Here is a 22,265-nt window from a genome sequence, read left to right as displayed (position 1 = left end):
GTGCTCATCGCCACCGAGGAGAAAAACCATGCAAAGAACCATCCCGCTGATCCTGGCCGCCCTGCTCGCGCTGGGCGCAACCACCGCCGACGCCGGCATCCACTACGCGTGCGAAGCGGCGCGCGGCAAGTGCCCCAAGCCGCCAGTGCCGCCTCCGCCTCCCGCTCCACCCGCACCGCCGGCGCCGCCGGAAATCGACCTGCCCGAGATTCCCGCTGCCTTCCACGCCGCCTGCGAGGGCAAGCAGGACGGCGCCCGGCTGAACCTGACCATGCGTCCCGGCGAAGGCATGGGCGGCGTGTGCGAGAACGAGGGCGGCAAGATGGTGTTTCACCTGCGCAGCTACCATCGCGCGGATTGAGCGCGGTCGACGCCAGGCCCGGCATCGTCTATGCTGGGCAAATGACGTCACCCGCCCCGACCAGCCCCCGCCCTGAACCGCCCGTCGCGCCCGACCTCGACGATTGCTGCCGCAGCGGCTGCGTGCCCTGCGTGTTCGACCTGTACGAGGACGCGCTGGCGCGCCATGAAGCCGCACTCGCGGCGTGGGAAGCGGCGCAAGGGCCGGCCAACTGAAAGTCGCAATGTTAATAGATTGATTACAATGAGCTGAACCGTGTCATGCCTGCGGAGGGCTCATGTTTGGTCTCGATCTTCCATGGTGGGAACTGATTGCACGTGGCGCCATCGTGTATTGCGCGCTGCTCATCATGATGCGCCTGTCCGGCCGCCGCACCGTGGGCCAGTTCACACCGTTCGACCTGCTGGTGGTGATGCTGCTGTCGGAGGCGGTCTCCAACTCGATGACGGGCGGCGACGAATCGCTGTTCGGTGGCCTGATCATCGCTGCGACGCTGGTCGCGCTGACCGTGCTGTTCGCCTTCGTCACTTCACGCAGCAAGAAGTTCGAGGAGCTCATCGAGGGCAGCCCCGTTTTAATCGGCCGCGACGGCGTGTTCTTCGACAAGGTCATGAAACGCTGCCGTCTCTCCGACAGCGACGTCGAAGTGGCGCTGCGCGAGGCCGACTGCCCCCGTCCGGACATGAAATGCGCCTTCCTCGAAGCGGACGGGCAGATCAGCATCCTGCGTCAGCCTCAGTGAATCGGCGACGACTTTCCGCCTTACCTTTGCTCTGATTGCCGGGATTGCCCGGCGGCGCGGCGCGCCAGCAGACGGCCCCAGGCGGGGATTGCAGCCTGCCAGAAGGCGTCGCGCGTATGCGGCGGCGCGCTGGTCATGTCAAGGTCGAGATCGAGGAAGCGGGCCGATGCCAGCAGCGCGGCGACGGCGGCGGGTTCGTCCCCCGCCGTCACCGCCAGCGCGCCAGTCTGCTTCGACAGTTTCTCGCCGTTCTCGTTGCGCACCACCGGCACGTGCAGGTAGCGCGGCGTCGGCACGCCCAGCAGGCGCTGCAGGAATATCTGGCGCGGCGTCGAATCGAGCAGGTCGGCGCCGCGCACGACGTCGGTCACGCCCTGCTCGGCATCGTCCACCACCACCGCCAGCTGGTAGGCCCAGAAGCCGTCGGCGCGCTTCAGGAGGAAGTCGCCCGAGTCGCGCGCCAGGTGCTGCGTGACCGTGCCCGCGAAGCGGTCGACGAAGGTGATCTCATCAAGGCCGGCCTCGGGCACGCGCACGCGCAGGCTGCGCATGCCGCGGCCCGGTCCCAGGCCATGGCGGCAGGTGCCGGCATAGATGGCCGCGCCGTCGGGTGCGAAGCCCAGGCGCGAATCGGCGATCTCGCGCCGGTTGCAGCCGCAGGGATAGGTATCTGGCTGGATGCGCTCCGCCGCCGCCTGGTACAGGTCCTTGCGCCGGCTCTGCCAGACGATCTCGCCGTCGGCATGCATGCCCAGCGCATCCAGCAGCGCAAGAATGCCCTCGGCGGCGCCGGCCACGCTGCGGCCTTCGTCGATGTCTTCGATGCGCACCAGCCAGACGCCCTGGTGCCAGCGCGCGTCGAGGTAGCTGGCCAGCGCCGCCACCAACGAACCGGCGTGCAGCGGGCCGGTGGGCGATGGGGCGAAGCGGCCGATATAGGGTTGGCTCACTGAGGGTTGGCTCACTGAGGGTTGGCTCACTGAGGGTTGGCTCACTGAGGGTTGGCTCACTGGCTTATTTCTTGGCCTTCTTTTCGTGCCCGGCGATGATGCCGGTGACCTGGTCGATCACCTCGTTCGGCACCGCCAGCGACAGCTGGTAATGGACGATCTCGAAACCCTTCGGCGTCTTGCGTATCACGCCGCTCGCCATCGCGTGACCCATGTTCTTTGTGTCGAGCAATTCGTCGAACCAGATCAGCGACTTGTCGGCGGACGCATAGACGTTACGGCGGGTCGCCTTGAAAGTCCAGGCCGACCCGGCATCGAAGTACTTCTTCGACCAGGCCGTGAATTCGTCGCGGGTCCACAGCTCGCTGCGGTCGGTGCCGATATAGACACCGTCCTTGGCGATCTTGTCGAAATAGGCCATCCGCGTATTGGCTGCGTCGTCATGCCATCCGTCGACGAAGGCATTGACCTGCTTCGTCAGTTCGGCATCGGTGGCGGCATTGGCGGCGCCAATCAGGCCCAGGCACAGCAAGCAGGCGGTCAGGAAGCGTTTCACGAAAAGTCCCTTCGATAGAGTGTGAGCGCAGTTATTGTACACATGCAAATGTGCGAACAACACACCACGCTCGGCTCCTGCTATCGGTGCAGCTCCCCTGCCCGCTCCGGCTGGTAGTCGATGTCCAGCACGGTGGCCTCGAAGGTGCCGCCGCCCGGGCGTTGCCAGGTGATGCTGGCGCCGACGCGCAGGCCCAGCAGGGCCGTGCCGACCGGCGTCAGCACGGACAATTGCTCGCCGCTGTCCTTCATGTCCTTCGGATAGCTGAGGGTCATGGTGACGTCTTCGTCGGAGCCGGCGAAGCGGAAGCGCACGCGCGAATTCATGGTGACGACGTCGGGCGGCATGTCCCACGGCTCGACCATTTCAGCACGCCCGAGTTCGCTCAGCAGGGCGTCGCGCGCATTGGCTTGCGCGGCGGGAAGGCGGTCAAGGATGCGTTCGAGACGCTCGAGGTCGAGCCAGGATACGACGATGGATGGTTTCATTATTTTCTCCACGAGATGGCTGGATGCAGCCAGTGACTAGATGGCAGCGCCAGGCTGTCGGCGCGGCGTTGCGGTGCGATGGAGCGGCCCGGGAGGATAGGCAGGCGCTGGCCTGCCGTTTCCTCACCGAGCCAGGGAAAGCCGGGCGAGTCGGCCGATACGAAAGCGGGCCACCGATGCAGGCGCATGGCGCGCATGCGCGCCGTCGCCACCTGGGATCAGGCGGAAGCCGGCGTGTGACTGTAACTGGCAATAATGGTTCATGACGGGCTATGGCTGCGAGTCGTCCAGTATAGCCCGCCCCGCCGCTGCGTCAACCGCTGCGTCAACCGCTGCGACGGCGCTCAGGGGCGCGGCGCCGCCACGGCGACGGTGTCAGAAGGCCTTGTTCGCGACAAGCCAAGCGCGCGCCGAGGCTTGCGACGCCACCAATGGCGACTCGCCGCCGATCGGCGTGGCAAGCGACAGGCTTGCGCGCCACTGGTCCGGACCGTCCCAGGCCAGGCCGACGCCGGCGCCCGAGAGCGTAGCGCGGTTCTCGCCGCGGATCCAGGCATCGCGATTGATCCTGGTGCGGGCGCTTTCGACGAAGGCGGTCGCCTGCCAGCGGCCTGCGGCGAACAAGCCCAGATCGTGCCGCAGCTCGATCGATGCGAAGTAGCCGGTGTCGCCCGACAATGCGCCGACGTCATAGGCGCGCACCATGTACGGACCACCGATGCTCAGCTTCTCGGCCGAATCGAGGTTGCCATCGCTCCACTGGCCGGCCAGGTTCAGGGACAGCACGTTACGCTGGCCCAGGGCCTGGATGCGGGAGAAGTTGGCATTCCATTTCGCGTAACTGCCCTCGGTGCCGGCAGAGCGCGCATCGGCGGCGCGCGCTGCCGCGTCCTCGAAATCGACGTCGCCGGCGGTCCACGACAGGCTCCAGCTGCTCACGCCGCCGCCCAGCAAGCCGTCGCGCATGTCGCCGTTCAGGCTTAGCACCCAATTCGCCAGGTCGCGATCGGTGCGCACACCGGTCAGGTCGACCCGGTCGCGCAGCTGCTTGTCGTCGTACTGCAACTGGACGTACAGATTGGCCTGCCTGGCACGGATCAACGGATGCTTGACCCAGGCGCTGGCGACGTCCGCCGTGCCGTTGGCGTCCAGGGCGCGCACCTGGTCGCCCAGCTTGTAGCGCACCGCCGAGTAGGCCGCGCCGGCGCGGGTGCCTGCGCCGTTGATGAGCGTGTCGTAGCTGAGGCGACCGTAATTCATGCGTTCGCCGGTGCTGACCACGGTCGCGTTCAGGATGTCGCCCCGGTGCAGCGGATTGAACAGGTTGACCGAGCCACTCAGGCGCGCCCGGCCGATGTAGCGGTTACCGGCATTGTCCAGCGCCAGGTTGGCGAAAGCGGCGGGATTATGGCTGGTGACGATATCGAGGTCGGACGTGCCGACGTCGGTTCCAGGCTTGAGGATCGCATTCACGCCCACGCCCGGGATGTCCGAGAGCAGCAGCAGGGTGCGGTCAAGGCCGCGCTCGCCGATGCCCTGCCCGCCCTGCAACCCCGCAGCGGTCGCGTCCAGCAAGGGATTGCCGACCTGGCTGCTATTGTTCACGCGAACCGCGCCATAGCGCGCCTCCAGCACCTGGATCGTCACGCTGGCGCCGGCAATCGTCTGCGCCGGGATCACAGCCCGGCTCAGCGGGAAGCCGTTGCGCTGATAATGCGCGGTGATGCGCGCGGCCAGCGCTTCGAGCTGAGGCAAGGTCACACTCTTGCCTTCGGCCTCGGCGACGAGCGCATGCAGGGTTTCGGTAGAAAACGCGGTATTGCCGACGATGCGGATGGCGTCGACCTGGAACGGCGCCGATGCCGGCAAGCCGCCCTGTGCCTGGGGTGCGACCTGCAGGGTCGGTGCCTTCGATGGCGGCGCCGGCGGCAGCGCCGGTTGCACCTGCTGCAGGATCGTGCCCGAATTGGGCACGCCCTGCTGCACCTGCGCCTGGGCCTGCAGCGACGCCAGTGCCAGCGCGGCGACGAGGGGTTTCAACATCAAACGTGGCTTGGATACAGGATTCATGCGTGTCTTTATTCAGTGGTGACGGAAGCCAGGGGCGGCAGCAGCATGCCGCCGTTCTGGATCTGGAGACGCGGCGCACCGACGCCGTTCCCGACCGTCGTAATGATCGACGGAGCGGGTGCAGCCTGGTCCGTTTGCCCTCCGGACGCCGGTTCGCCTTCACCCGACGAGACCTGCAGCGTGGACGACAGGCCGAGCGCACCTGGACGAGCACCCGCTTGGGGCGGCAAGACCATTGACTGCACCTGCGCCAGGATGCTGCGCACCTCTTCCGGCGCCTGCGCTCCCGGCGTGACAGGCGGCTCCGGCTGCACCGGCGGCTCGGGCTGTACCGGAGGTTGCACCGGCGGCTCGGGCTGTACCGGCGGTTGCACTGGCGGCTCGGGCTGTACCGGAGGTTGCACTGGCGGCTCGGGCTGTACCGGAGGTTGCACTGGCGGCTCGGGCTGCACTGGCGGCTCGGGCTGCACCGGCGGCTGCACCGGCGGCTGCACCGGTGGCTCGGGCTGCACCGGGGGCTCCGGGATCACTGGAGCCGCGGTGATGCTCGCCAGCGTCGTCGCCTGGTCGGTGACGATCTCGTAGTTACCGATGTCGGCGCCACCATAGGTATTGGTCAGCGTAACGGTCTTGCCGGCGCCCACGGCGGCATCGTCGAAAGCGCCAAGCGAGGCGACCGTGAGTCGATCCGCGCCGAACAGTCCCTCGAAGACCACGCCCGTGGTGTCGACGGTGGCGGCGGTCGTGCCGTCGAACACCTTATCGCGAGCAACGATTCCCGAAACCTTGATACTGGCCTTGGTGATGTCGGCGCTCAGGCCGGCGGGGCCGACGAGGCGATAGTTGCCGGCGTCGAGGCCCGACAGCGTATAGCCGGATACGGTCACCGCCTTGGCGCTGCCGACGTTCTTGTCGGCGAAAGAGCCGAGGCCGACGCCGCCGACGGTCACCGAGTCGGCGCCGATCGGGCTGACGCTGGCGGTGCCGGACAGCGCCGCCGCAGTGGTGCCGTCATAGCTGCGGCTGCCCGCGGTCAGGCCGGACAGAACCAGGTCGGCCTTGCCGATGGTAGCGCTCAAGCCGCCGGACGGCAGGATCGTGTAGTTACCGGCATCGGCGCCCGACAACGTGAAGCCGCTGACCGCGACCGCCTTGCCGACGCCGGCATGCTTGTCGGCGAAGACGGCGGCGCCACTGCCGCTCACGCTGACCTGGTCGGCGCCGAAGCCGCGCACGCTGGCGCTGCCGCTCAGGGTGGCGGTGGTATTGCCATCGTAAACCTTGTCGGCCACGCTCAGTCCTTCCAGCGCCAGGCCGGCCTTGCCGATCGAGGCGGCGAGGCCGCTCGGCTGCACCAGATTGTAGTTGCCGGCATCCTCGCCACCGAGCGTATAGCCGCTGACCGTGACCGCCTTGCCGGCTCCGGCGTTGCGGTCGGCGAAGACGCCCGTGCCAGCGCCGCCCACCGAGATCCGGTCGCCTCCCAGGCCGGTGACCGCTGCGGCGCCGGACAGCATGGCGGCCGTGCTGCCGTCATAGGTCTTGTCCACCGCACTCACGCCGGTCACGCTCACGCTGGCCTTGCCGATGCTGGCGGTCAAGTCGCCCGGCATCACCAGCTGGTAGTTGGCGGCGTCGGCGCCGGCGAGGGCATAACCCGACACCGTGACCGATTTTGCGCTACCGACGTTCTTGTCGACGAAGGCGCCGACGCCGGCGCCGCTCACCGAGACGACGTCGTTACCGAGCGGGGCGACGCTGACTATGCCGGTCAGGCCTGCCGTCGTGCCGCCGTCATAGGTCTTGTCCAACGCCGTCAGGCCGGTCAGGATCAGGTTGGCCCTGCTGATGGAGGCGGTCAGGCCGCCCGACGGCAGGATCATGTAGTTGCCCGCGTCATCGCCCGTGAGCGTATAGCCGCCGACCACCACCGCCTTGTTGATGCCGGCGCGCTTGTCGGCGAAAGTCGCCGTGCCGCTGCCGCTCAGGCTCACCTGGTCGGCGCCGAAACCCTGCACGCTGGCGTTGCCGGTGAGGGTCGCGGCTGTGGTGCCGTCGTACACCTTGTCGGCGACGTTCAGGCCTGCCAGCGCCAGGCCGGCCTTGCCGATGTCGGCGGCGAGGCCGCTCGGCTGCACCAGGTCGTAGTTGCCGGCGTCGTCGCCGTTGAGCACATAGCCGCTCACGGTGACGGCCTTTCCGGCGCCGGCATTCCTGTCGGCGAAGGTCGCGCTGGCGGCGCCGCCAACCGTGACCTGATCGGCGCCAAAGGTAGCCACCGTGGCGTTGCCGGACAGCGTGGCGACGGTGTTGCCGTCATAGGTCTTGTTGATCGCGGTCACACCGGTGACGTTCACGGTGGCCTTGGTGATGCTGGCGCTCAGGTCCGACGGGAACACCAGGTTGTAGTTGCCGGCGTCGGCGCCGGTCAGGTGGTAGCCGGAGACAGCCACGGCCTTGCCGCTGCCCACGTTCTTGTCCGCGAACACGCCGCTGCCGGCGCCGCCGACCGCGACCACATCGCTGTTCAGCGCGGTCACGCTGGCGGTGCCGGACAACGAGGCCAGCGTGCCGCCATCATAGGTCTTGTTCAGCGCCGTCAAGCCGCGCACGACCAGGTCGGCCTTGCCGATGGTGGCGCTCAGGCCGCCTGACGGAAGAATCATGTAATTGCCCGCGTCGTCGCCCGACAGCGTGAAGCCGGCGACCGTCACGGCCTTGCCAGCGCCGGCGCGCTTGTCGACGAAGGACGCCGTGCCGCTCCCGCTCACGCTGACCTGGTCGGCGCCGATGCCGCGCACGCTGACGTTGCCGCTCAGTGTGGCGGCCGTGGTGCCGTCATACACTTTGTCGGCAACGGTCAAGCCTTCCAGCGCCAGGCCCGCCCGGGCGATATTGGCGGTCAGTCCGCTGGGTTGCACGAGCTCGTAGTTGCCCGAGTCGGCGCCGCCCAGCGTAAAGCCGCTGACCAGGACCGCCTTGCCGGCGCCCGCGTTCTTGTCGACGAAGCTCGCCACGCCGCTGCCGCCGACGATCAGCTGATCGCCGCCCAGGCCCGTTACATAGGCGGATCCGGTCAGCATGGCCGCGGTGCCGCCGTCATAGGTCTTGTTGCTGGCGCTCATGCCCTGGACAGCCACGCTGGCGCGCAGGATATCGGCATTCAGGCCGATCTGGCTACGCAGGTTGTAGTTGCCGCCGTCGGTGCCGCCAAGCACGTAGCCCGAGACCGTGACTGCCTTGCCGCTGCCGGCGTTCCTGTCGGCGAAGACGCCGCCGCCGCTGCCGCCGAGCGTCACCACATCGCTGCCGAGGGGCCTGACCGTGGGGACGCCGCTGAGCGTTGCCCCTACGCCACCGTCATAGGTCTTGGCATGCGCCGTCAAGCCTTCCAGGAACAGGTCGGCCTTGCCGATGGTGGCGCTCAGGCCGCCCGACGGCAGGATCGTGTAGTTGCCCGCGTCGTCGCCGGACAGCGTGTAGCCACTCACCGCCACCGTCTTCCCGGCGCCGGCGTTCTTGTCGGCGAACAGCGCCGTGCCGCTGCCGCTCACGCTCACCTGGTCGCTGCCGAGGGCGGTCACGCTGGCGGTACCGCTCAGGGTGGCCGCGCGGGTGCCGTCGTACACCTTGTCGGCCACGCTCAGGCCCGCCAGCGCCAGGCCGGCCTTGTCGATGGTGGCGGTAAGGCCGGTTGGCTGCAGCAGCGTGTAGTTGCCGGAGTCGCTGCCGCCGAGCACGTACCCGGTGACCGTGACCGTCTTGCCGGCGCCGGCGTTGCGGTCGGCGAAGGCGGCGCTGCCGCCGCTGACGGTGACGTTGTCGCTGCCGAAGCGGGCAATGGTCGGGGTGCCGGACAGGAAGGCGGTCGTGGTGCCGTCGTAGGTCTTGTTGTTGACCGTGACGTTGGTGACGTTCACCTGCGCCTTGTCGATGGTGGCGGTCAGCCCGGTGGGCATCACCAGTTCATAGTTGCCTGCATCGCCGCCGGTCAGGTTGAAACCGCGCACGGTGACGGCCTTGCCGACGCCGGCGTTCTTGTCCGCGAACGTGCTGCCGGCGCCGCTGCCGCCGACGTTGACCGTGTCGCCGCCGATCGCGCCGACCAGGCGTGCGGTGCCCGTCACGGTAGCGTTCGCAGTGCCGTCATAGGTCTTGTTGCTGGCGGAGATATCGGTCAGCTGCACGTTGCGCTTGGCGATGGTGGCCGTCTGGCTGTCGAGTCCGTTGATATAGTAATTATTGCCGTTATGCGTGATCTCGGTACCGCCGCCGGCGAAGTTGACGCCGTCGATGATCACGGCCTTGTCGGCGCCTGCATTCTTGTCCACGAAGGTGGCACGCTGGCTGCCGACTGACAAGCCGAGGCCGGAAGGGAGCGCGTCCCGCGGAGTCAAGCCCGTCAGATCGGCACTGGTGCCCCCGTCATAGGTCTTGCCGGCAATCGTGGCGGCGATGTTGACTGCCATGTAAGATGTCAACTGGCTTAGGTTGCCGAAAACAAGATATTCGCTGTAGTCGACAGGTGCACTATAGGATTGCGGAGAATAGTAGATCTTGACCTGACTCCGCTCACCGAGACTGAAAAAGTTCATTCCCGGATCGACCCTCCTGACCAGCCCCGTGCCCGTTGCACCATTATCGGCCCGCAGAATCACGCGGCCACCATCCGGATTGGCGGACAGTTCGATTCCCCCAGCGACAGCACCGCCCGCTGCCTCGACACCTGGCATATATCCAAACACGATGTCGCGATACGCACTCAGTGTCAGGGTATGATCGTGCCGATCCCAGAACACGGGCGTTTCACCTTGGCCTGGTTGTGAAAAAAATGCAAAACCGATGGTGTCGAGCACAGTAATATCCCCTGTGCACGACGCTCCACTGCAAGCACCATTCTTCGTCGTCTTGATCGTGACATCGCCATTATTCAGCGCATTGGTTAACGCCACCGAATCGACGTCGACCTTGTCCGCTCCGAACAGGGTAACCGAGCCGATGGTGATGTCGTTCGGATCGAGCAGCCAGTTGCCGCTGCGTCCATTGCGCGCGCTGGTGGTCACCGACCCCGTCGTGCCAACCTTCAGCTTCGCGCCGGAAGTCTCGACCTCGCCGCCATTGCCGCGCTGCGCGCCGCCACGTGCGCTGATGGATCCGTGGAATTGCGTCACGCCATCGGACCACACGGCGACCTTGCCGCCATCGCCTGAATCGATGGCATCGGCCACGATGGTGCTGCCGGCGGCAACGCTCGTGTTTTGCGCATTGCGCTCCGGACCCACTCCAAGGAAATTGCCGCCCACATAGGCCGTCCCGCCGCCAGCGCTGCCCGACACGTCGATCCGGCTGCTTGCTTCGAGCGCTACCTGCTCGCCAAGCACCCTCACGGCGCCGGCCTGCGCACCGCCCTCACGGCCGGACGCGTCGAGCGTACCAGCATTGCTCACGCTGCCATGCGCGCCGCCCTCGAGCACGATGGTGCCGCCGACGTTGCGCACGCCGCGCGCCTCGATCACGCCGGTATTGTTGACGACGCTGGCCAGCACGGCGTCGCGCGCGCCGGCCGACAGAAGCACTGCGCCGCCATCGGCGCGCAACAGCCCGCCATTTTCGGCCAGGTTGTCGAGTGTGCTCTGGTTGACCTGCATGTTGACCAGGCTGTTGCCTGCGAAGGACAAGGTGACGTCGCTGCCGGCGCCCAGCGCCACCGCGCCGCCAGCGGCCCTGATGTCGCCCTGGTTACCGACCTTGTTGCCGATGAAAGCGACGTAGCCGCCTTCGGCCGCCACGATGCTGCCGTGGTTGACGATGCTGCCCACGCCGGCGCCGCTGAAACGGCGCGCCGCGCCGTCGAGGTCGCGGTCATCGATGTCGAGGGTCGAGGCTACCAAGCCGCCGACGTTGACTTGCGCGCCAGCGCCGAACAGCACGCCGTTCGGATTGATCACGAACACTTGGCCATTGGCATTGAGCTTGCCCATGAACTGGGTGCCGTTGCTGTCCAGGATGCGGTTGACTGCGATCGCGCTGCTCGACGGCTGCACGAAATTGACGGACTCGGCGGAGCTCGTGTCGAAGCTATGCCACGTCAGCGACAGGTTCTGGCTGTTCTGGTTCACGGTCGTAGTGCCGCCCGACTGCGCGATATTGCCATTGCCCGCCGTGACCTGCCCACCTGTCGGCCCGGCAAGGGCAAGGCCCGCCGTCGCCAGCGCCGCTGTCGCCAGCAGCAGCTTGCGGCTTGCGCGTTTGCCGCGTCCGCGCGAGGTTTCGGAGACGACCACCCAGGTCCGATGGACGTGGCTCCAGACCAGACGATAGATCCTGTTGAGCGAGGCGTGGCGATGCATGGTGTTTTCCTTCGAGAGCGATGACGGCGAAGCCGGTCAGATCGGGGTGATAACGGGATATTTGGCGAGGTGATCGGCTACCTTGCGGTCCAGATCGTTCTTCCATTGCGCCGGCATGACTGCATCCAACAGCGTTTCGATACGCGCGATTTCGGCCAGTTGCGCTGGGTTGGTAGTGCGGGCCCTGGCTGCGCTGTTCCACATATAGATCTTGGCGAGATCCTGGGCTGCGAGCGCGCCGGTCTGCGCGTCCACCGGGGCGTTTGCGTACAGGATGGCGGTCGGCAGGTAGGCAGGGGCGTAGCCTTCCGCGGCCGCATGTTCGAGCCAGAACAGCGCCTGCGCGATATCGGCCGGCCCACCCTCGCCCTCGCTGAGCATCAGGCCAAGGCGAAACTGCGCTTCGCGGTCATGCCGCTGGGCTGCCTGGTCGTACCAGTAGCGCGCCAGCGCCAGGTTTTGCGGGACCTGCGTGCCTTCACGATAATAGTTCGCCAACAGCACCATCGCGGGCGACGAATCCGCCTGCGCCGCCCTGGCGCACAGGGTCAGGCCCTTGGGGACGTCCCTCCCGACGATCTTCCCAGAAATATAGAGTTCTCCGGCATTGCACAAAGCGATGGCCACGCCCTTGTCCGCTGCGCTGAGGTACCACTTGACCGCGGCTGCGCCGTCGACCGGTCGTCCGACGCCCTGCGCCAGGCAATCTCCCAGGAACTGCTGGGCGGCCGGAACATTGGCATGGGCAGCCTTGTCGAACCAGCGGCAGGCGGCAGCGGGATCGGCGGGACGTCCCCAGCCTTCACGCTCGAACAGGCCCAGCGTGAACTGCGCCAATGGGTTGTCGGACGCGTAGCGCGCGTATTCACGGTGCGCGGTCGCGTAATCGCCAGCGGCCAGCGCGCGCTGGCCCGCCTGCAGTTGCTTGCTCACATCCTGTTGCAAACCCTGTCCGTGCACCTGTGCTGCTAGCAACAGAGATATGGTCAACACGATAATTCGCACAGTATATTTTCCTTAGATAGTCAAACGACATCGCGAGGATTTCGCGCCCGAACTGCTGCGGAGATCCTTGCGATGCGAGGTCTGCTTAATCGCTGCTTGGGTAGAGACCGGTGACAGCGATGTAATACGGCATCGCGATATACGGCGGCATGACGGGAATGTCGGCCCCGGTACCGATGATGCTCGTTGCGCCGCTGACGGTCGCATTGCCCGTCAAGGTTGTGGCGGCATTGCCGCTGACCGTGACCGGCGCCGTGACGCCCTTGCCGACGGTCAGGGAAAGCGTGCCGCCGATTGAACCAGAGTTGAGGGTGACGTCAGGCGTCGCGGAATTGTAGATGGCGGCGTTTGCGAGCGCGGGCCGGCTGAGGTAATTGTTCGTTGGCAGAACCACATTGCCTGTCGACGAAGAGGATGCCTTGATGGTGAGACCGCTCGGCTCTCCAGAGATCGTCACGCCCGACAGGTCGGCGGTCGCCGCCAGACTGCTCAGCGTGGTGGTGGCCGTCACGCCGGTCATCGGCACCTGCAAGTTCACCAGCATGGCGTGGGGCGGAAGTTGGGCCACGGACAGCTTGATCGTGGCCGAGCCGCCGCTGACGCCGGTATTGAACAGTGGATTGGCCGGGTTGTAGCCAACGACGACCTTGCCGCGCAAGTCGGGCAGCTGGAAGGTGGTGCTGCCATTACCGCCGTAGGTGACGCCGATCAGCGAATACAGCGCGGTGTACTGGCTGACGTTCATGGTCTGGCCCTGCGCCAGCATGAACGATTGGTTGAACGTCTGGAAACGTACGCCCGGCGGGAAGGCCATGAGGCACATGCTGGCCATGACGGGCTCGTATGAGCAGGCGTGGGCGGCGGGCGTCCAGGACGCCAGGCCCAAGCCGCTGCTCAGTGCAAGCATTGCGGCGATCGGTTTGGACAGTTTCTTCATTTGTCGTTGTTATCCCTTGTAGATTTTTTGAACCCGATATAGCCCAGGACGTCGCGAGCATATACTCGACTTGTTTCCAGGCAGGAAAAGGATACTGCTCATGAAAAGATTGGGCGAGAGAAACAAAGAATGGCAACTAAAATATTTGCAATAAATCAAATAAACTGTCGTATTTTTGCGCCAGAACCGGCAAAAATGCAAATCTCCGCGAGGGCGCAGTTTATAAAAAAACATGGTGCGCAGGCTCTACACAGCTGCATGTAATCCGGGGATTGACTCCATGGCTTCTAACAATGCCACTCCCCGGAAGACATCATCCCAAAACAGGCACCGACAAGCCGTCAAACGGCAAAGCCGATACACCCGTGCTTATTTTCGAGCGGCCACCCTGGCCACGAGTGCGTCGAGCACCTGGCCGGTCGCCGTCATCAGCTGGCCCATATCCTGGATCTTGTTGGCTTGCCGTATTGCATCAGGCGACACGACATATTTGCCGTCAATGACCACGGTCGGCGTGCCGCTCACCTTGTAGGCGTCGGCGATCTGGGACAGGCGCTTGAGCCTGGTCTGCACGCCGAACGAGTTCCACGCTTCCATGAATTTCGCCTTGTCCAGGCCATTGGCCACAGCCCAGGCGATGATGTCGTCTTCCTTCATCAGCCGCTTGCGCTCGACGTGCACGGCGCGGAACACGCGATGGTGGTATGCGTCGGGCTTGCCCATCGCTTCCAAGGTCAGGAACAGACGCGCTTCCGGGTCGAGCGGACCCTGGAACGGTAGCGGAATGCGGCGCATGACGATATTGTCGCCCTGCTTCTTCGTCCAGTTGACGAGGGTTGGCTCGAACGCGTTGCAGGCGCCGCAGTGATAGGCGAAGAACTCGATCACCTCGACCTTCTTGCCGCTCGCCTGGGTCGCCTGCGGCGCTGCCAGGGTCGTGAATTCGGCGCCGGTGCGTGGGTCGGTGGGCGACGCGTTAACGACACCCGCAGCCAGGGCGGCCGCGATCAGGGAAAAACGCACAAGACGCATATCTTTCCTTCGGCAAATAAGTGGACGAAGGCGAGATTAATACTTTTTCATGCTGCGGCTGCCGGTTTATACGGGTCGCGCAAACCGCAAATCGGGGGTCAGGTCGGATCCGCTTGTTATGATCGCGCTAGTTAGACGAAAAAAAAGCGGGCCGAAGCCCGCTTCTTGACAACGCCGCGCTGTGATCAGCGCTTGTCGATCGCCGGCACGTCGCGCACCGGCGAACCGATGAACAGCTGACGTGGACGGCCGATCTTCTGTTCCGGATCGGCGATCATTTCGTTCCACTGGGCGATCCAGCCGATGGTGCGGGCCATCGCGAAGATACCGGTGAACATCGAGGTCGGGATGCCCAGGGCCGATTGCACGATGCCCGAGTAGAAGTCGACGTTCGGGTACAGCTTGCGCGACACGAAGTATTCGTCGTTCAGGGCGATCTTTTCCAGTTCCATCGCCAGCTTGAACAGCGGGTCGTCCTGCAGGCCCAGTTCGTTCAGCACTTCGTGGCAGGTTTCGCGCATCAGCTTGGCGCGTGGGTCGAAGTTCTTGTACACGCGGTGACCGAAGCCCATCAGCTTCACGCCCGAGTTCTTGTCCTTGACCTTCTCGATGAAGGCAGGGATGTTCTCGACCGAACCGATTTCCTTCAGCATGTTCAGCGCCGCTTCGTTGGCGCCGCCGTGGGCAGGGCCCCACAGGCAGGCGATGCCGGCTGCGATACAGGCGAACGGGTTGGCGCCCGACGAACCGGCCAGGCGGACGGTCGAGGTCGATGCGTTCTGCTCGTGGTCCGCGTGCAGGATCAGGATGCGGTCCAGGGCGCGCACCAGCACGTCGTTGACCTTGTATTCTTCGCACGGGTTACCGAACATCATGTACATGAAGTTGGCGCTGTACGACAGGTCGTTGCGCGGGTACATGAACGGCTGGCCGATCGAGTATTTGTAGGCCATCGCGGCCAGCGTCGGCAGCTTGGCGATCAGGCGGATCGCCGAGATCTCGCGCTGCTTGGCATCGTTGATGTCCAGCGAGTCGTGGTAGAACGAGGCCAGCGCGCCGACGGTGCCGACCAGCACCGACATCGGGTGCGCGTCACGGCGGAAACCACGGAAGAAGAAGTTCATCTGCTCGTGGATCATCGTGTGCTTGGTCACGGTGTCGCTGAACTTCGCCTTTTCTTGGGCGTTCGGCAGCTCGCCGTTCAGCAGCAGGTAGCAGGTTTCCAGGAAGTCGCAGTTGACGGCCAGTTGCTCGATCGGATAGCCGCGGTACAGCAGCTCGCCCTTGTCACCGTCGATGTAGGTGATGCTCGAGTTGCACGAGGCGGTCGACATGAAGCCAGGGTCGTAGGTGAACTTGCCGGTCTGGCCGTACAGCTTGCGGATGTCGATGACGTCCGGGCCGATGGTGCCCTTGTAGATTGGCATGTCGACCGACGGGCTGCCGTCCGAGAACGACAGGGTGGCTTTGGTATCAGAGATGTTCATGGCACTTCCTTCTTGTGGGAGTGGGTTCTACAAAATAAAACGAAACCGGAGGGCGCCGCGACCAGCCCGCGAGACAGACCGGATGCCCAATTTCGCTTACGCTTGCCGCAACCGCGCCAGCAAGGCACGCACATGCGGCAGGTCGACTTCGCCGGAAGGCTCGGAGCGTCCCAGCAGCAGGTCCATCAACGGGTTGTCCGCCAGATCGAGCAGACGGGTCAGCGCATCGATCTCTTCGTCGGTCAGTTCTTCTTCGTGCGCGTCGAGGAAGCGCGTGAGAATCAGATCGTTCTCGAGCAATCCCCGGCGTGCGCGCCAACGCAGGCGGGCACGGTTGGCGGGATCGGATTGATGCGCGTTTGCACTAGGTTTCACACTAGAGTCCGTTGTTGGTTCGACATCATACTCCGGCTGCCGCGATTCGGCAGTACGGTACTTTTACTGTATTGCTTCGGCATATTCACATGCCGAACGGGGTATGCACACGTGCGTCGAACGCGTGCGAGCTCGACGCACGTCTGCATACCGGACTAACCGCATGCAACGCCACACGACGGCGTTGCATGCGTTACGCGGCCATCAGATGGCGCGACGAACCAGCAATTCCTTGATCTTGCCGATCGCCTTGTTCGGATTCAGGCCCTTCGGACACACGTCCGTGCAGTTCATGATCGAGTGGCAGCGGAACAGGCGGTAAGGATCTTCCAGGTTGTCCAGGCGGTCGTTGGTCGCTTCGTCGCGCGAGTCGGCGATGAAGCGGTAGGCCTGCAGCAGGCCGGCCGGGCCGACGAACTTGTCCGGGTTCCACCAGAACGACGGGCACGAGGTCGAGCAGCAGGCGCACAGGATGCATTCGTACAGGCCGTCGAGCTCTTCGCGCTCTTCCGGCGACTGCAGGCGCTCTTTCTCGGGCTTGATCGAATCGTTGATCAGGTACGGCTTGACCGAGTGGTACTGCTTGAAGAAGTTGGTCATGTCGACGATCAGGTCGCGCACCACCGGCAGGCCCGGCAGAGGACGCAGCACGATCGGCTGGGTCAGCTCGTTCAGGTTGGTGGTGCAGGCCAGGCCGTTCTTGCCGTTGATGTTCATCGCGTCCGAGCCGCACACGCCTTCACGGCAGGAGCGGCGCAGGGCCAGCGAATCGTCGACGTCCGACTTGATGCGCTGCAGTGCGTCCAGCAGCATCTTGTCGGTGTCTTTCAGCTCGACGGTCACGTCTTGCATGTATGGCTTCGAATCCTTGTCCGGATCGTAGCGGTAGATTTTCAGTTGGACGGTGCGTGCCATTTGATTACCTGTTGTATCTGGCCGGGGCGCGATGCCCCGGCCCAGTCAATATTAGAAAGTACGGGCCTTCGGCTTGAAGGTGTCGACGGTCAGCGGTTTTTGCACCACGGGCTTGTACTCGAGGCGGTTGTTATCCGAGAACCACAGGGTGTGCTTCATCCAGTTCTCGTCGTCGCGGTTCGGGTAGTCGCTGTGCGCATGGGCGCCGCGCGATTCCGGACGGGCCGCTGCCGACACGATGGTCGCCTTGGCGGTCTCGATCAGGTTGTCGAGTTCCAGCGCTTCCACGCGGGCCGTGTTGAACACCTTCGACTTGTCCTGGAACGACACGTGCTTGCGACGCTCGTCGAGCTTCATGATTTCCTTGACGCCCGCATCCAGCAGTTCCTGGGTACGGAACACGCCGCAGTATTTCTGCATCGTGGCGCGGATGTCGTTGGCGACGTGCTGCACCTTTTCGCCACCGGTCGAGGTCTCGAGCTTGTTCAGGCGCGCCAGCGCGAAGTCGGCCGCGTCGCTCGGGAGCGGCTTGTTCGACTTCTGCTTCAGGTTCGACGCCACCACGTGGTTGCCGGCCGCGCGGCCGAACACCACCAGGTCGAGCAGCGAGTTCGTGCCCAGGCGGTTCGCGCCGTGGACCGAGACGCAGGCGCATTCGCCGATCGCGTACAGGCCGTTGACGATCTTCTGGCCGCCGGTACCGTCAGGCGCGACCACTTGACCGTGGATATTGGTCGGGATGCCGCCCATCTGGTAGTGGATGGTCGGGACGACCGGGATCGGTTCCTTGGTCGCGTCGACGTTGGCGAACTTGTGGCCGATTTCCAGGATCGACGGCAGGCGCTTCTCGATGGTGTCCTTGCCGATGTGGCGCAGGTCCAGCAGCACGTGGTCCTTGTTCGGACCGCAGCCGCGGCCTTCCTTGATCTCCTGGTCCATCGAACGCGACACGAAGTCGCGCGGCGCCAGGTCCTTCAGGGTCGGCGCATAGCGCTCCATGAAGCGTTCGCCGTTCGAGTTGATCAGGATACCGCCCTCGCCGCGCACACCTTCGGTGATCAGGACGCCGGCGCCCGAGACACCCGTTGGGTGGAACTGCCAGAACTCCATGTCTTGCAGTGGCAGGCCGGCGCGCGCCGCCATGCCCATGCCGTCGCCGGTGTTGATGAAGGCGTTGGTCGATGCGGCGAAGATGCGGCCTGCGCCGCCGGTGGCGAAGATGGTGGTCTTCGCTTCCAGGATCATCACGTCGCCGGTTTCCATTTCCAGGGCCATCACGCCGACCACGTCGCCATCGGCGTCGCGGATGATGTCCAGGGCCATCCACTCGACGAAGAAGTGGGTGCGGGCGCGGACGTTACGCTGGTACAGGGTGTGCAGCAGCGCGTGGCCGGTACGGTCGGCCGCGGCGCAGGCGCGCTGGACCGGCTTTTCGCCGAAGTTCGCGGTGTGGCCGCCGAATGGGCGCTGGTAGATGGTGCCGTCGGGATTGCGGTCGAACGGCATGCCGAAGTGTTCCAGCTCATAGACGACCTTCGGTGCTTCGCGGCACATGAATTCGATCGCATCCTGGTCGCCCAGGTAGTCGCCACCCTTGACGGTGTCGAACATGTGCCAGTACCAGTCGTCCTCGCTCATATTGCCCAGCGAGGCGCCGATGCCGCCCTGCGCCGCGACGGTGTGCGAGCGGGTCGGGAAGACTTTCGACAGGACTGCGACGTTCAGACCGGCTTCGGCCAGTTGCAGCGAAGCGCGCATGCCGGAACCGCCGGCGCCAACGATGACCGCGTCAAAGCGACGGGTTGGGATTGCAGTTTTGATTGCTGCCACGATTACACACTCCACAGAATTTGCACGGTCCAGGCGGCGCAAGCGATCAGCCAGAAGATCGTTGCGAGCTGGAGCAGCAGGCGCAGGCCTGCGTTCTTGACGTAGTCCATCCAGATGTCACGGATACCGACCCAGGCGTGGTAGTACAGCGCCAGGAAAGTCACCAGCGAGAACAGCTTGAACCATTGCTGGGCGAACAGGCCGGCCCAGCCTTCATAGGTGAAATTCTGGCCGGTCAGGAAGGAGACCAGCAGGACGACCGTGTAGATCGCCATGACGATGGCGGTGACGCGCTGCGCCAGCCAGTCGCGGAAGCCGTAGTGGGCGCCGACGACCATGCGGCGTGGTCCGATATTATTCTTGGTTGCCATGATTTAAAACACTCCGAACAGTTTCAGGCCGACCAGGGCGGTCAGCAGCAGGCTGATGATCAGCACCCAGCGTGCGGTCTTCTGGGCGGCGTCCTTATCCAGGGCAAAGTGATTGTCCATGAACAGGTGGCGGATGCCGGCGGTGAAGTGGTGCAGGTAAGCCCAGGACAGGCCCAGCAGGATGATCTTGACCAGCGGGTGCGACACGATGCCGGCGAAGTAGCCGAACGTCGATTCCGACAGCAGGCTCTGCTGGAACAAATACAGCAGGAACGGCAGCAGCAGGAACATTCCGGCGCCGCTGACGCGGTGCAGGATCGACACGATCGCCGACGGCGGCATGCGATATTTCGTCGTGATATCGCCGAATCCGACGTTGCGATACACCGGCCGCCCTTTCTTGCTTGCTTCTCTCACGGCTTCCGACATGATGGTACACCTCCCATTTATGACAAATTTTTGTATGAACCCTGCATTCTTGCCGATTTCACGGCCCGGTCCGGGAAAGTGGGACCAAACCAGCGGGACAGCGAGCGGCGAACCGGGTCATGTCCGTCGCGTACCCAAAACCAATATATTTTAATCGCATTCGCACGATTGCCGCAGAGGGGAGTTTTATCCCATTTGGCTCTTTTCCGAACTATTCGAAAAGACAGAAAACAGAGAATATTGACTCGGCTGTTTCCCGCTTGACGCTCCTTACGACAATTCGTTCAAATAATGGTGTTTCGCGGTCGAGTACAGCTCGCGGCGCAGCTCGACGGCCTTGTCGCCATAGGTGAACGACACCCGCTCGCCCAACAGCAGCGGCGTGCCGGGCGCCACCTTCAGGTGCTCGGCCGTGGTCGCATCGGCCGACACCGCGCGGATCTTTTCGGTCGCGCGGATCATGCGCGTGCCGAACTCGGTCTCGAACAGGCCGTACATCGGCCCCTTATATTCCTGCAGCCGCTCCGCGCTCAGCCCCTTGAACAGCTGCCCCGGCAGCCACAGCTCTTCCAGGATGGTCGGCTGGCCGTCGAACGACTGCACACGCTTGATGTAGACCACGGCGTCGCCCGACTTGAGGTCGAGCAGGCGCGCGACCTCGGCCGGCGCGCGAATGCGCTTGACCTCGAGGAAGCGGTTCTCGGGATGATGCGGGACGCCTTCATCCGGCATCAGCCGCAGGAAGCGGAAATGGGCGCGCTCTTCGGCGTGGCTGGCAACGAAGGTGCCCTTGCCCTGGCGTCGCAGCACGAGGTTCTCGGCGGCCAGTTCGTCGATCGCCTTGCGCACGGTGCCCTGGCTGACCTTGAAACGGGCCGCCAGCTCGACTTCGCTCGGCATGAGTTCGCCAGGTTTCCATTCACCCGCCTGCAGGCTCTGGGTGATCAGCGCCTTGATCTGCTGGTAGAGGGGCCGGAACGACGGCGAGCCACTGCTGGCAGGATCAACGGCCGGATTGGACGGGGCGGAATTCATAGACCGCGATTTCACCACAAAAGTGCATGACCGTCCAGTATTAGAGGTCTTCAGATATGTGTCTTATATAAGACATATGATATTGAATTGACAGACCAAACGGCAGAGGAATACACTCATGGCCGACCGGGAGTCGGCGCCACTCTTGACATCATTGTACGCGCGCGACACCCGTCTTTTGACCTTGAAGGCTTGAAGTGCGCTTTTGGTATCATTGCAGCTTCACCCAACCGCAGTGAAAGTAACTTGTAACCAAACAGGCGTATGCTCGGCGTCGGCACCGGCGCAAACCGTTTTCATTCCCACTTTGGAGATTCATCATGGCTAAAACCCCAATGCGCGTCGCCGTCACCGGCGCGGCCGGCCAGATCGGCTATTCCCTGCTGTTCCGCATCGCCAACGGCGACATGCTGGGCAAGGACCAGCCGGTCATCCTTCAGCTGCTCGAGATCGACAACGAGAAGGCACAGAAGGCGCTCAAGGGCGTCATGATGGAAATCGACGACTGCGCATTCCCGCTGCTCGAGGGCATGACCGCCCACTCGGATCCGATGACCGCCTTCAAGGACGCCGACGTCGCCCTGCTGGTCGGCGCCCGCCCACGCGGCCCGGGCATGGAGCGCAAGGACCTGCTGGAAGCCAACGCCCAGATCTTCACCGTGCAAGGTAAAGCGCTGGACGCCGTCGCTTCGCGCAACGTCAAGGTGCTGGTGGTCGGCAACCCGGCCAACACCAACGCCTACATCGCGATGAAATCGGCCCCGAGCCTGCCGGCCAAGAACTTCACCGCCATGCTGCGCCTGGACCACAACCGCGCCCTGTCGCAAGTGGCCGCCAAGACCGGCAAGGCCGTCAAGGACATCGAAAAGATGGTCGTGTGGGGCAACCACTCGCCGACCATGTACGCCGACTACCGCTTCGCCACCGCCGGCGGCGAGTCGATCAAGGACCTGATCAACGACCAGGAATGGAACGCCAACACCTTCCTGCCGACCGTCGGCAAGCGCGGCGCCGCCATCATCGAAGCGCGCGGCCTGTCGTCGGCTGCTTCGGCCGCCAACGCCGCCATCGACCACGTGCGCGACTGGGTGCTGGGCACCAACGGCAAGTGGACCACCATGGGTATCCCTTCGGATGGTTCCTACGGCATCCCTGAAGGCACCATGTTCGGCTTCCCGGTGACCACCGAGAATGGCGAATACACCATCGTCCAGGGTCTGGACATCGATGCGTTCTCGCAAGAGCGCATCAACCTGACCCTGAAAGAGCTGGAAGAAGAGAAGGCGGGCGTCGCTCACCTGCTGGGCTAAGTTTGAACCTGGCGCGCGGCAT

The 22,265-nt window shown here is 64.4% G+C and carries 19 protein-coding genes; 4 read left to right on the top strand and 15 right to left on the bottom strand.

Annotation, left to right across the window (positions count from 1 at the left end; translation table 11 throughout):
* Positions 1-28: 28 nt before the first annotated feature.
* The 3 genes from DIR46_RS27405 to DIR46_RS20785 all read left to right on the top strand — a co-directional run bounded on the left by DIR46_RS27405 (position 29) and on the right by DIR46_RS20785 (position 1,103).
* Positions 29-361, top strand: coding sequence for a hypothetical protein (locus DIR46_RS27405; protein ID WP_229446341.1), 333 nt, complete (start codon positions 29-31; stop codon positions 359-361).
* 41 nt (positions 362-402) lie between these two features.
* Positions 403-576 carry an oxidoreductase-like domain-containing protein gene (locus DIR46_RS20790; RefSeq protein WP_109348098.1) on the top strand — a complete coding sequence of 58 codons (174 nt, stop codon included), beginning with the start codon at positions 403-405 and terminating at the stop codon, positions 574-576.
* A 62-nt stretch (positions 577-638) separates the two neighbouring features.
* A complete protein-coding gene (locus tag DIR46_RS20785) occupies positions 639-1,103 on the top strand; it encodes a DUF421 domain-containing protein (protein ID WP_109346942.1) in 465 nt (154 codons plus the stop codon).
* Positions 1,104-1,123: 20 nt separating this feature from the next.
* On the opposite strand, the gene gluQRS is transcribed toward DIR46_RS20785, so the two are convergent.
* The 15 genes from gluQRS to DIR46_RS20710 form a co-directional block, all read right to left on the bottom strand.
* On the bottom strand, positions 1,124-2,053 hold the full coding sequence (gene gluQRS / locus DIR46_RS20780) for a tRNA glutamyl-Q(34) synthetase GluQRS (protein ID WP_109346941.1): 930 nt from the start codon (positions 2,051-2,053) through the stop codon (positions 1,124-1,126).
* A gap of 64 nt (positions 2,054-2,117) precedes the next feature.
* Entirely contained in the window at positions 2,118-2,609 is a 492-nt protein-coding gene (locus tag DIR46_RS20775) for a nuclear transport factor 2 family protein (RefSeq protein WP_109346940.1), read from the bottom strand.
* Positions 2,610-2,689: 80 nt separating this feature from the next.
* Complete coding sequence (gene rnk, locus DIR46_RS20770; protein WP_109346939.1) at positions 2,690-3,097, bottom strand: nucleoside diphosphate kinase regulator; 408 nt, start codon at positions 3,095-3,097, stop codon at positions 2,690-2,692.
* 375 nt (positions 3,098-3,472) lie between these two features.
* Positions 3,473-5,140: a ShlB/FhaC/HecB family hemolysin secretion/activation protein gene (locus tag DIR46_RS20765; RefSeq protein WP_229446340.1), complete on the bottom strand. Its 1,668-nt coding sequence runs from the start codon at positions 5,138-5,140 to the stop codon at positions 3,473-3,475.
* A 35-nt stretch (positions 5,141-5,175) separates the two neighbouring features.
* Positions 5,176-11,517 (bottom strand): YDG domain-containing protein, encoded by a 6,342-nt coding sequence (locus DIR46_RS26760; RefSeq protein WP_109346937.1) that lies wholly within the window; start codon positions 11,515-11,517, stop codon positions 5,176-5,178.
* Between the two features lie 36 nt (positions 11,518-11,553).
* Entirely contained in the window at positions 11,554-12,450 is an 897-nt protein-coding gene (locus tag DIR46_RS20755; protein ID WP_229446339.1) for a tetratricopeptide repeat protein, read from the bottom strand.
* 157 nt (positions 12,451-12,607) lie between these two features.
* Entirely contained in the window at positions 12,608-13,459 is an 852-nt protein-coding gene (locus DIR46_RS20750; RefSeq protein ID WP_109346935.1) for a phage tail protein, read from the bottom strand.
* Positions 13,460-13,828: 369 nt separating this feature from the next.
* Positions 13,829-14,491 carry a thiol:disulfide interchange protein DsbA/DsbL gene (locus tag DIR46_RS20745; RefSeq protein ID WP_109346934.1) on the bottom strand — a complete coding sequence of 221 codons (663 nt, stop codon included), beginning with the start codon at positions 14,489-14,491 and terminating at the stop codon, positions 13,829-13,831.
* 185 nt (positions 14,492-14,676) lie between these two features.
* Positions 14,677-15,978, bottom strand: coding sequence for a citrate synthase (gene gltA / locus DIR46_RS20740; RefSeq protein WP_109346933.1), 1,302 nt, complete (start codon positions 15,976-15,978; stop codon positions 14,677-14,679).
* A gap of 96 nt (positions 15,979-16,074) precedes the next feature.
* Complete coding sequence (locus DIR46_RS20735; protein ID WP_109346932.1) at positions 16,075-16,353, bottom strand: FAD assembly factor SdhE; 279 nt, start codon at positions 16,351-16,353, stop codon at positions 16,075-16,077.
* Between the two features lie 204 nt (positions 16,354-16,557).
* Positions 16,558-17,268: a succinate dehydrogenase iron-sulfur subunit gene (locus DIR46_RS20730; RefSeq protein WP_109346931.1), complete on the bottom strand. Its 711-nt coding sequence runs from the start codon at positions 17,266-17,268 to the stop codon at positions 16,558-16,560.
* A gap of 51 nt (positions 17,269-17,319) precedes the next feature.
* Positions 17,320-19,098 (bottom strand): succinate dehydrogenase flavoprotein subunit, encoded by a 1,779-nt coding sequence (sdhA, locus tag DIR46_RS20725; protein ID WP_109346930.1) that lies wholly within the window; start codon positions 19,096-19,098, stop codon positions 17,320-17,322.
* A gap of 2 nt (positions 19,099-19,100) precedes the next feature.
* Positions 19,101-19,469: a succinate dehydrogenase, hydrophobic membrane anchor protein gene (sdhD, locus tag DIR46_RS20720; RefSeq protein WP_109346929.1), complete on the bottom strand. Its 369-nt coding sequence runs from the start codon at positions 19,467-19,469 to the stop codon at positions 19,101-19,103.
* Between the two features lie 3 nt (positions 19,470-19,472).
* On the bottom strand, positions 19,473-19,898 hold the full coding sequence (gene sdhC / locus DIR46_RS20715) for a succinate dehydrogenase, cytochrome b556 subunit (RefSeq protein ID WP_162819583.1): 426 nt from the start codon (positions 19,896-19,898) through the stop codon (positions 19,473-19,475).
* A 270-nt stretch (positions 19,899-20,168) separates the two neighbouring features.
* Positions 20,169-20,933 (bottom strand): GntR family transcriptional regulator, encoded by a 765-nt coding sequence (locus DIR46_RS20710; RefSeq protein ID WP_109346928.1) that lies wholly within the window; start codon positions 20,931-20,933, stop codon positions 20,169-20,171.
* Between the two features lie 320 nt (positions 20,934-21,253).
* On the opposite strand from DIR46_RS20710, the gene DIR46_RS20705 reads away from it, so the two are divergent.
* Positions 21,254-22,243 carry a malate dehydrogenase gene (locus tag DIR46_RS20705; protein ID WP_109346927.1) on the top strand — a complete coding sequence of 330 codons (990 nt, stop codon included), beginning with the start codon at positions 21,254-21,256 and terminating at the stop codon, positions 22,241-22,243.
* The last annotated feature ends 22 nt before the right edge of the window (positions 22,244-22,265 follow it).

Source organism: Massilia oculi (genome assembly GCF_003143515.1).
GTDB classification, from domain to species: Bacteria; Pseudomonadota; Gammaproteobacteria; order Burkholderiales; family Burkholderiaceae_D; genus Telluria; species Telluria oculi.
This window is presented reverse-complemented; position numbering and strand designations above follow the sequence as displayed.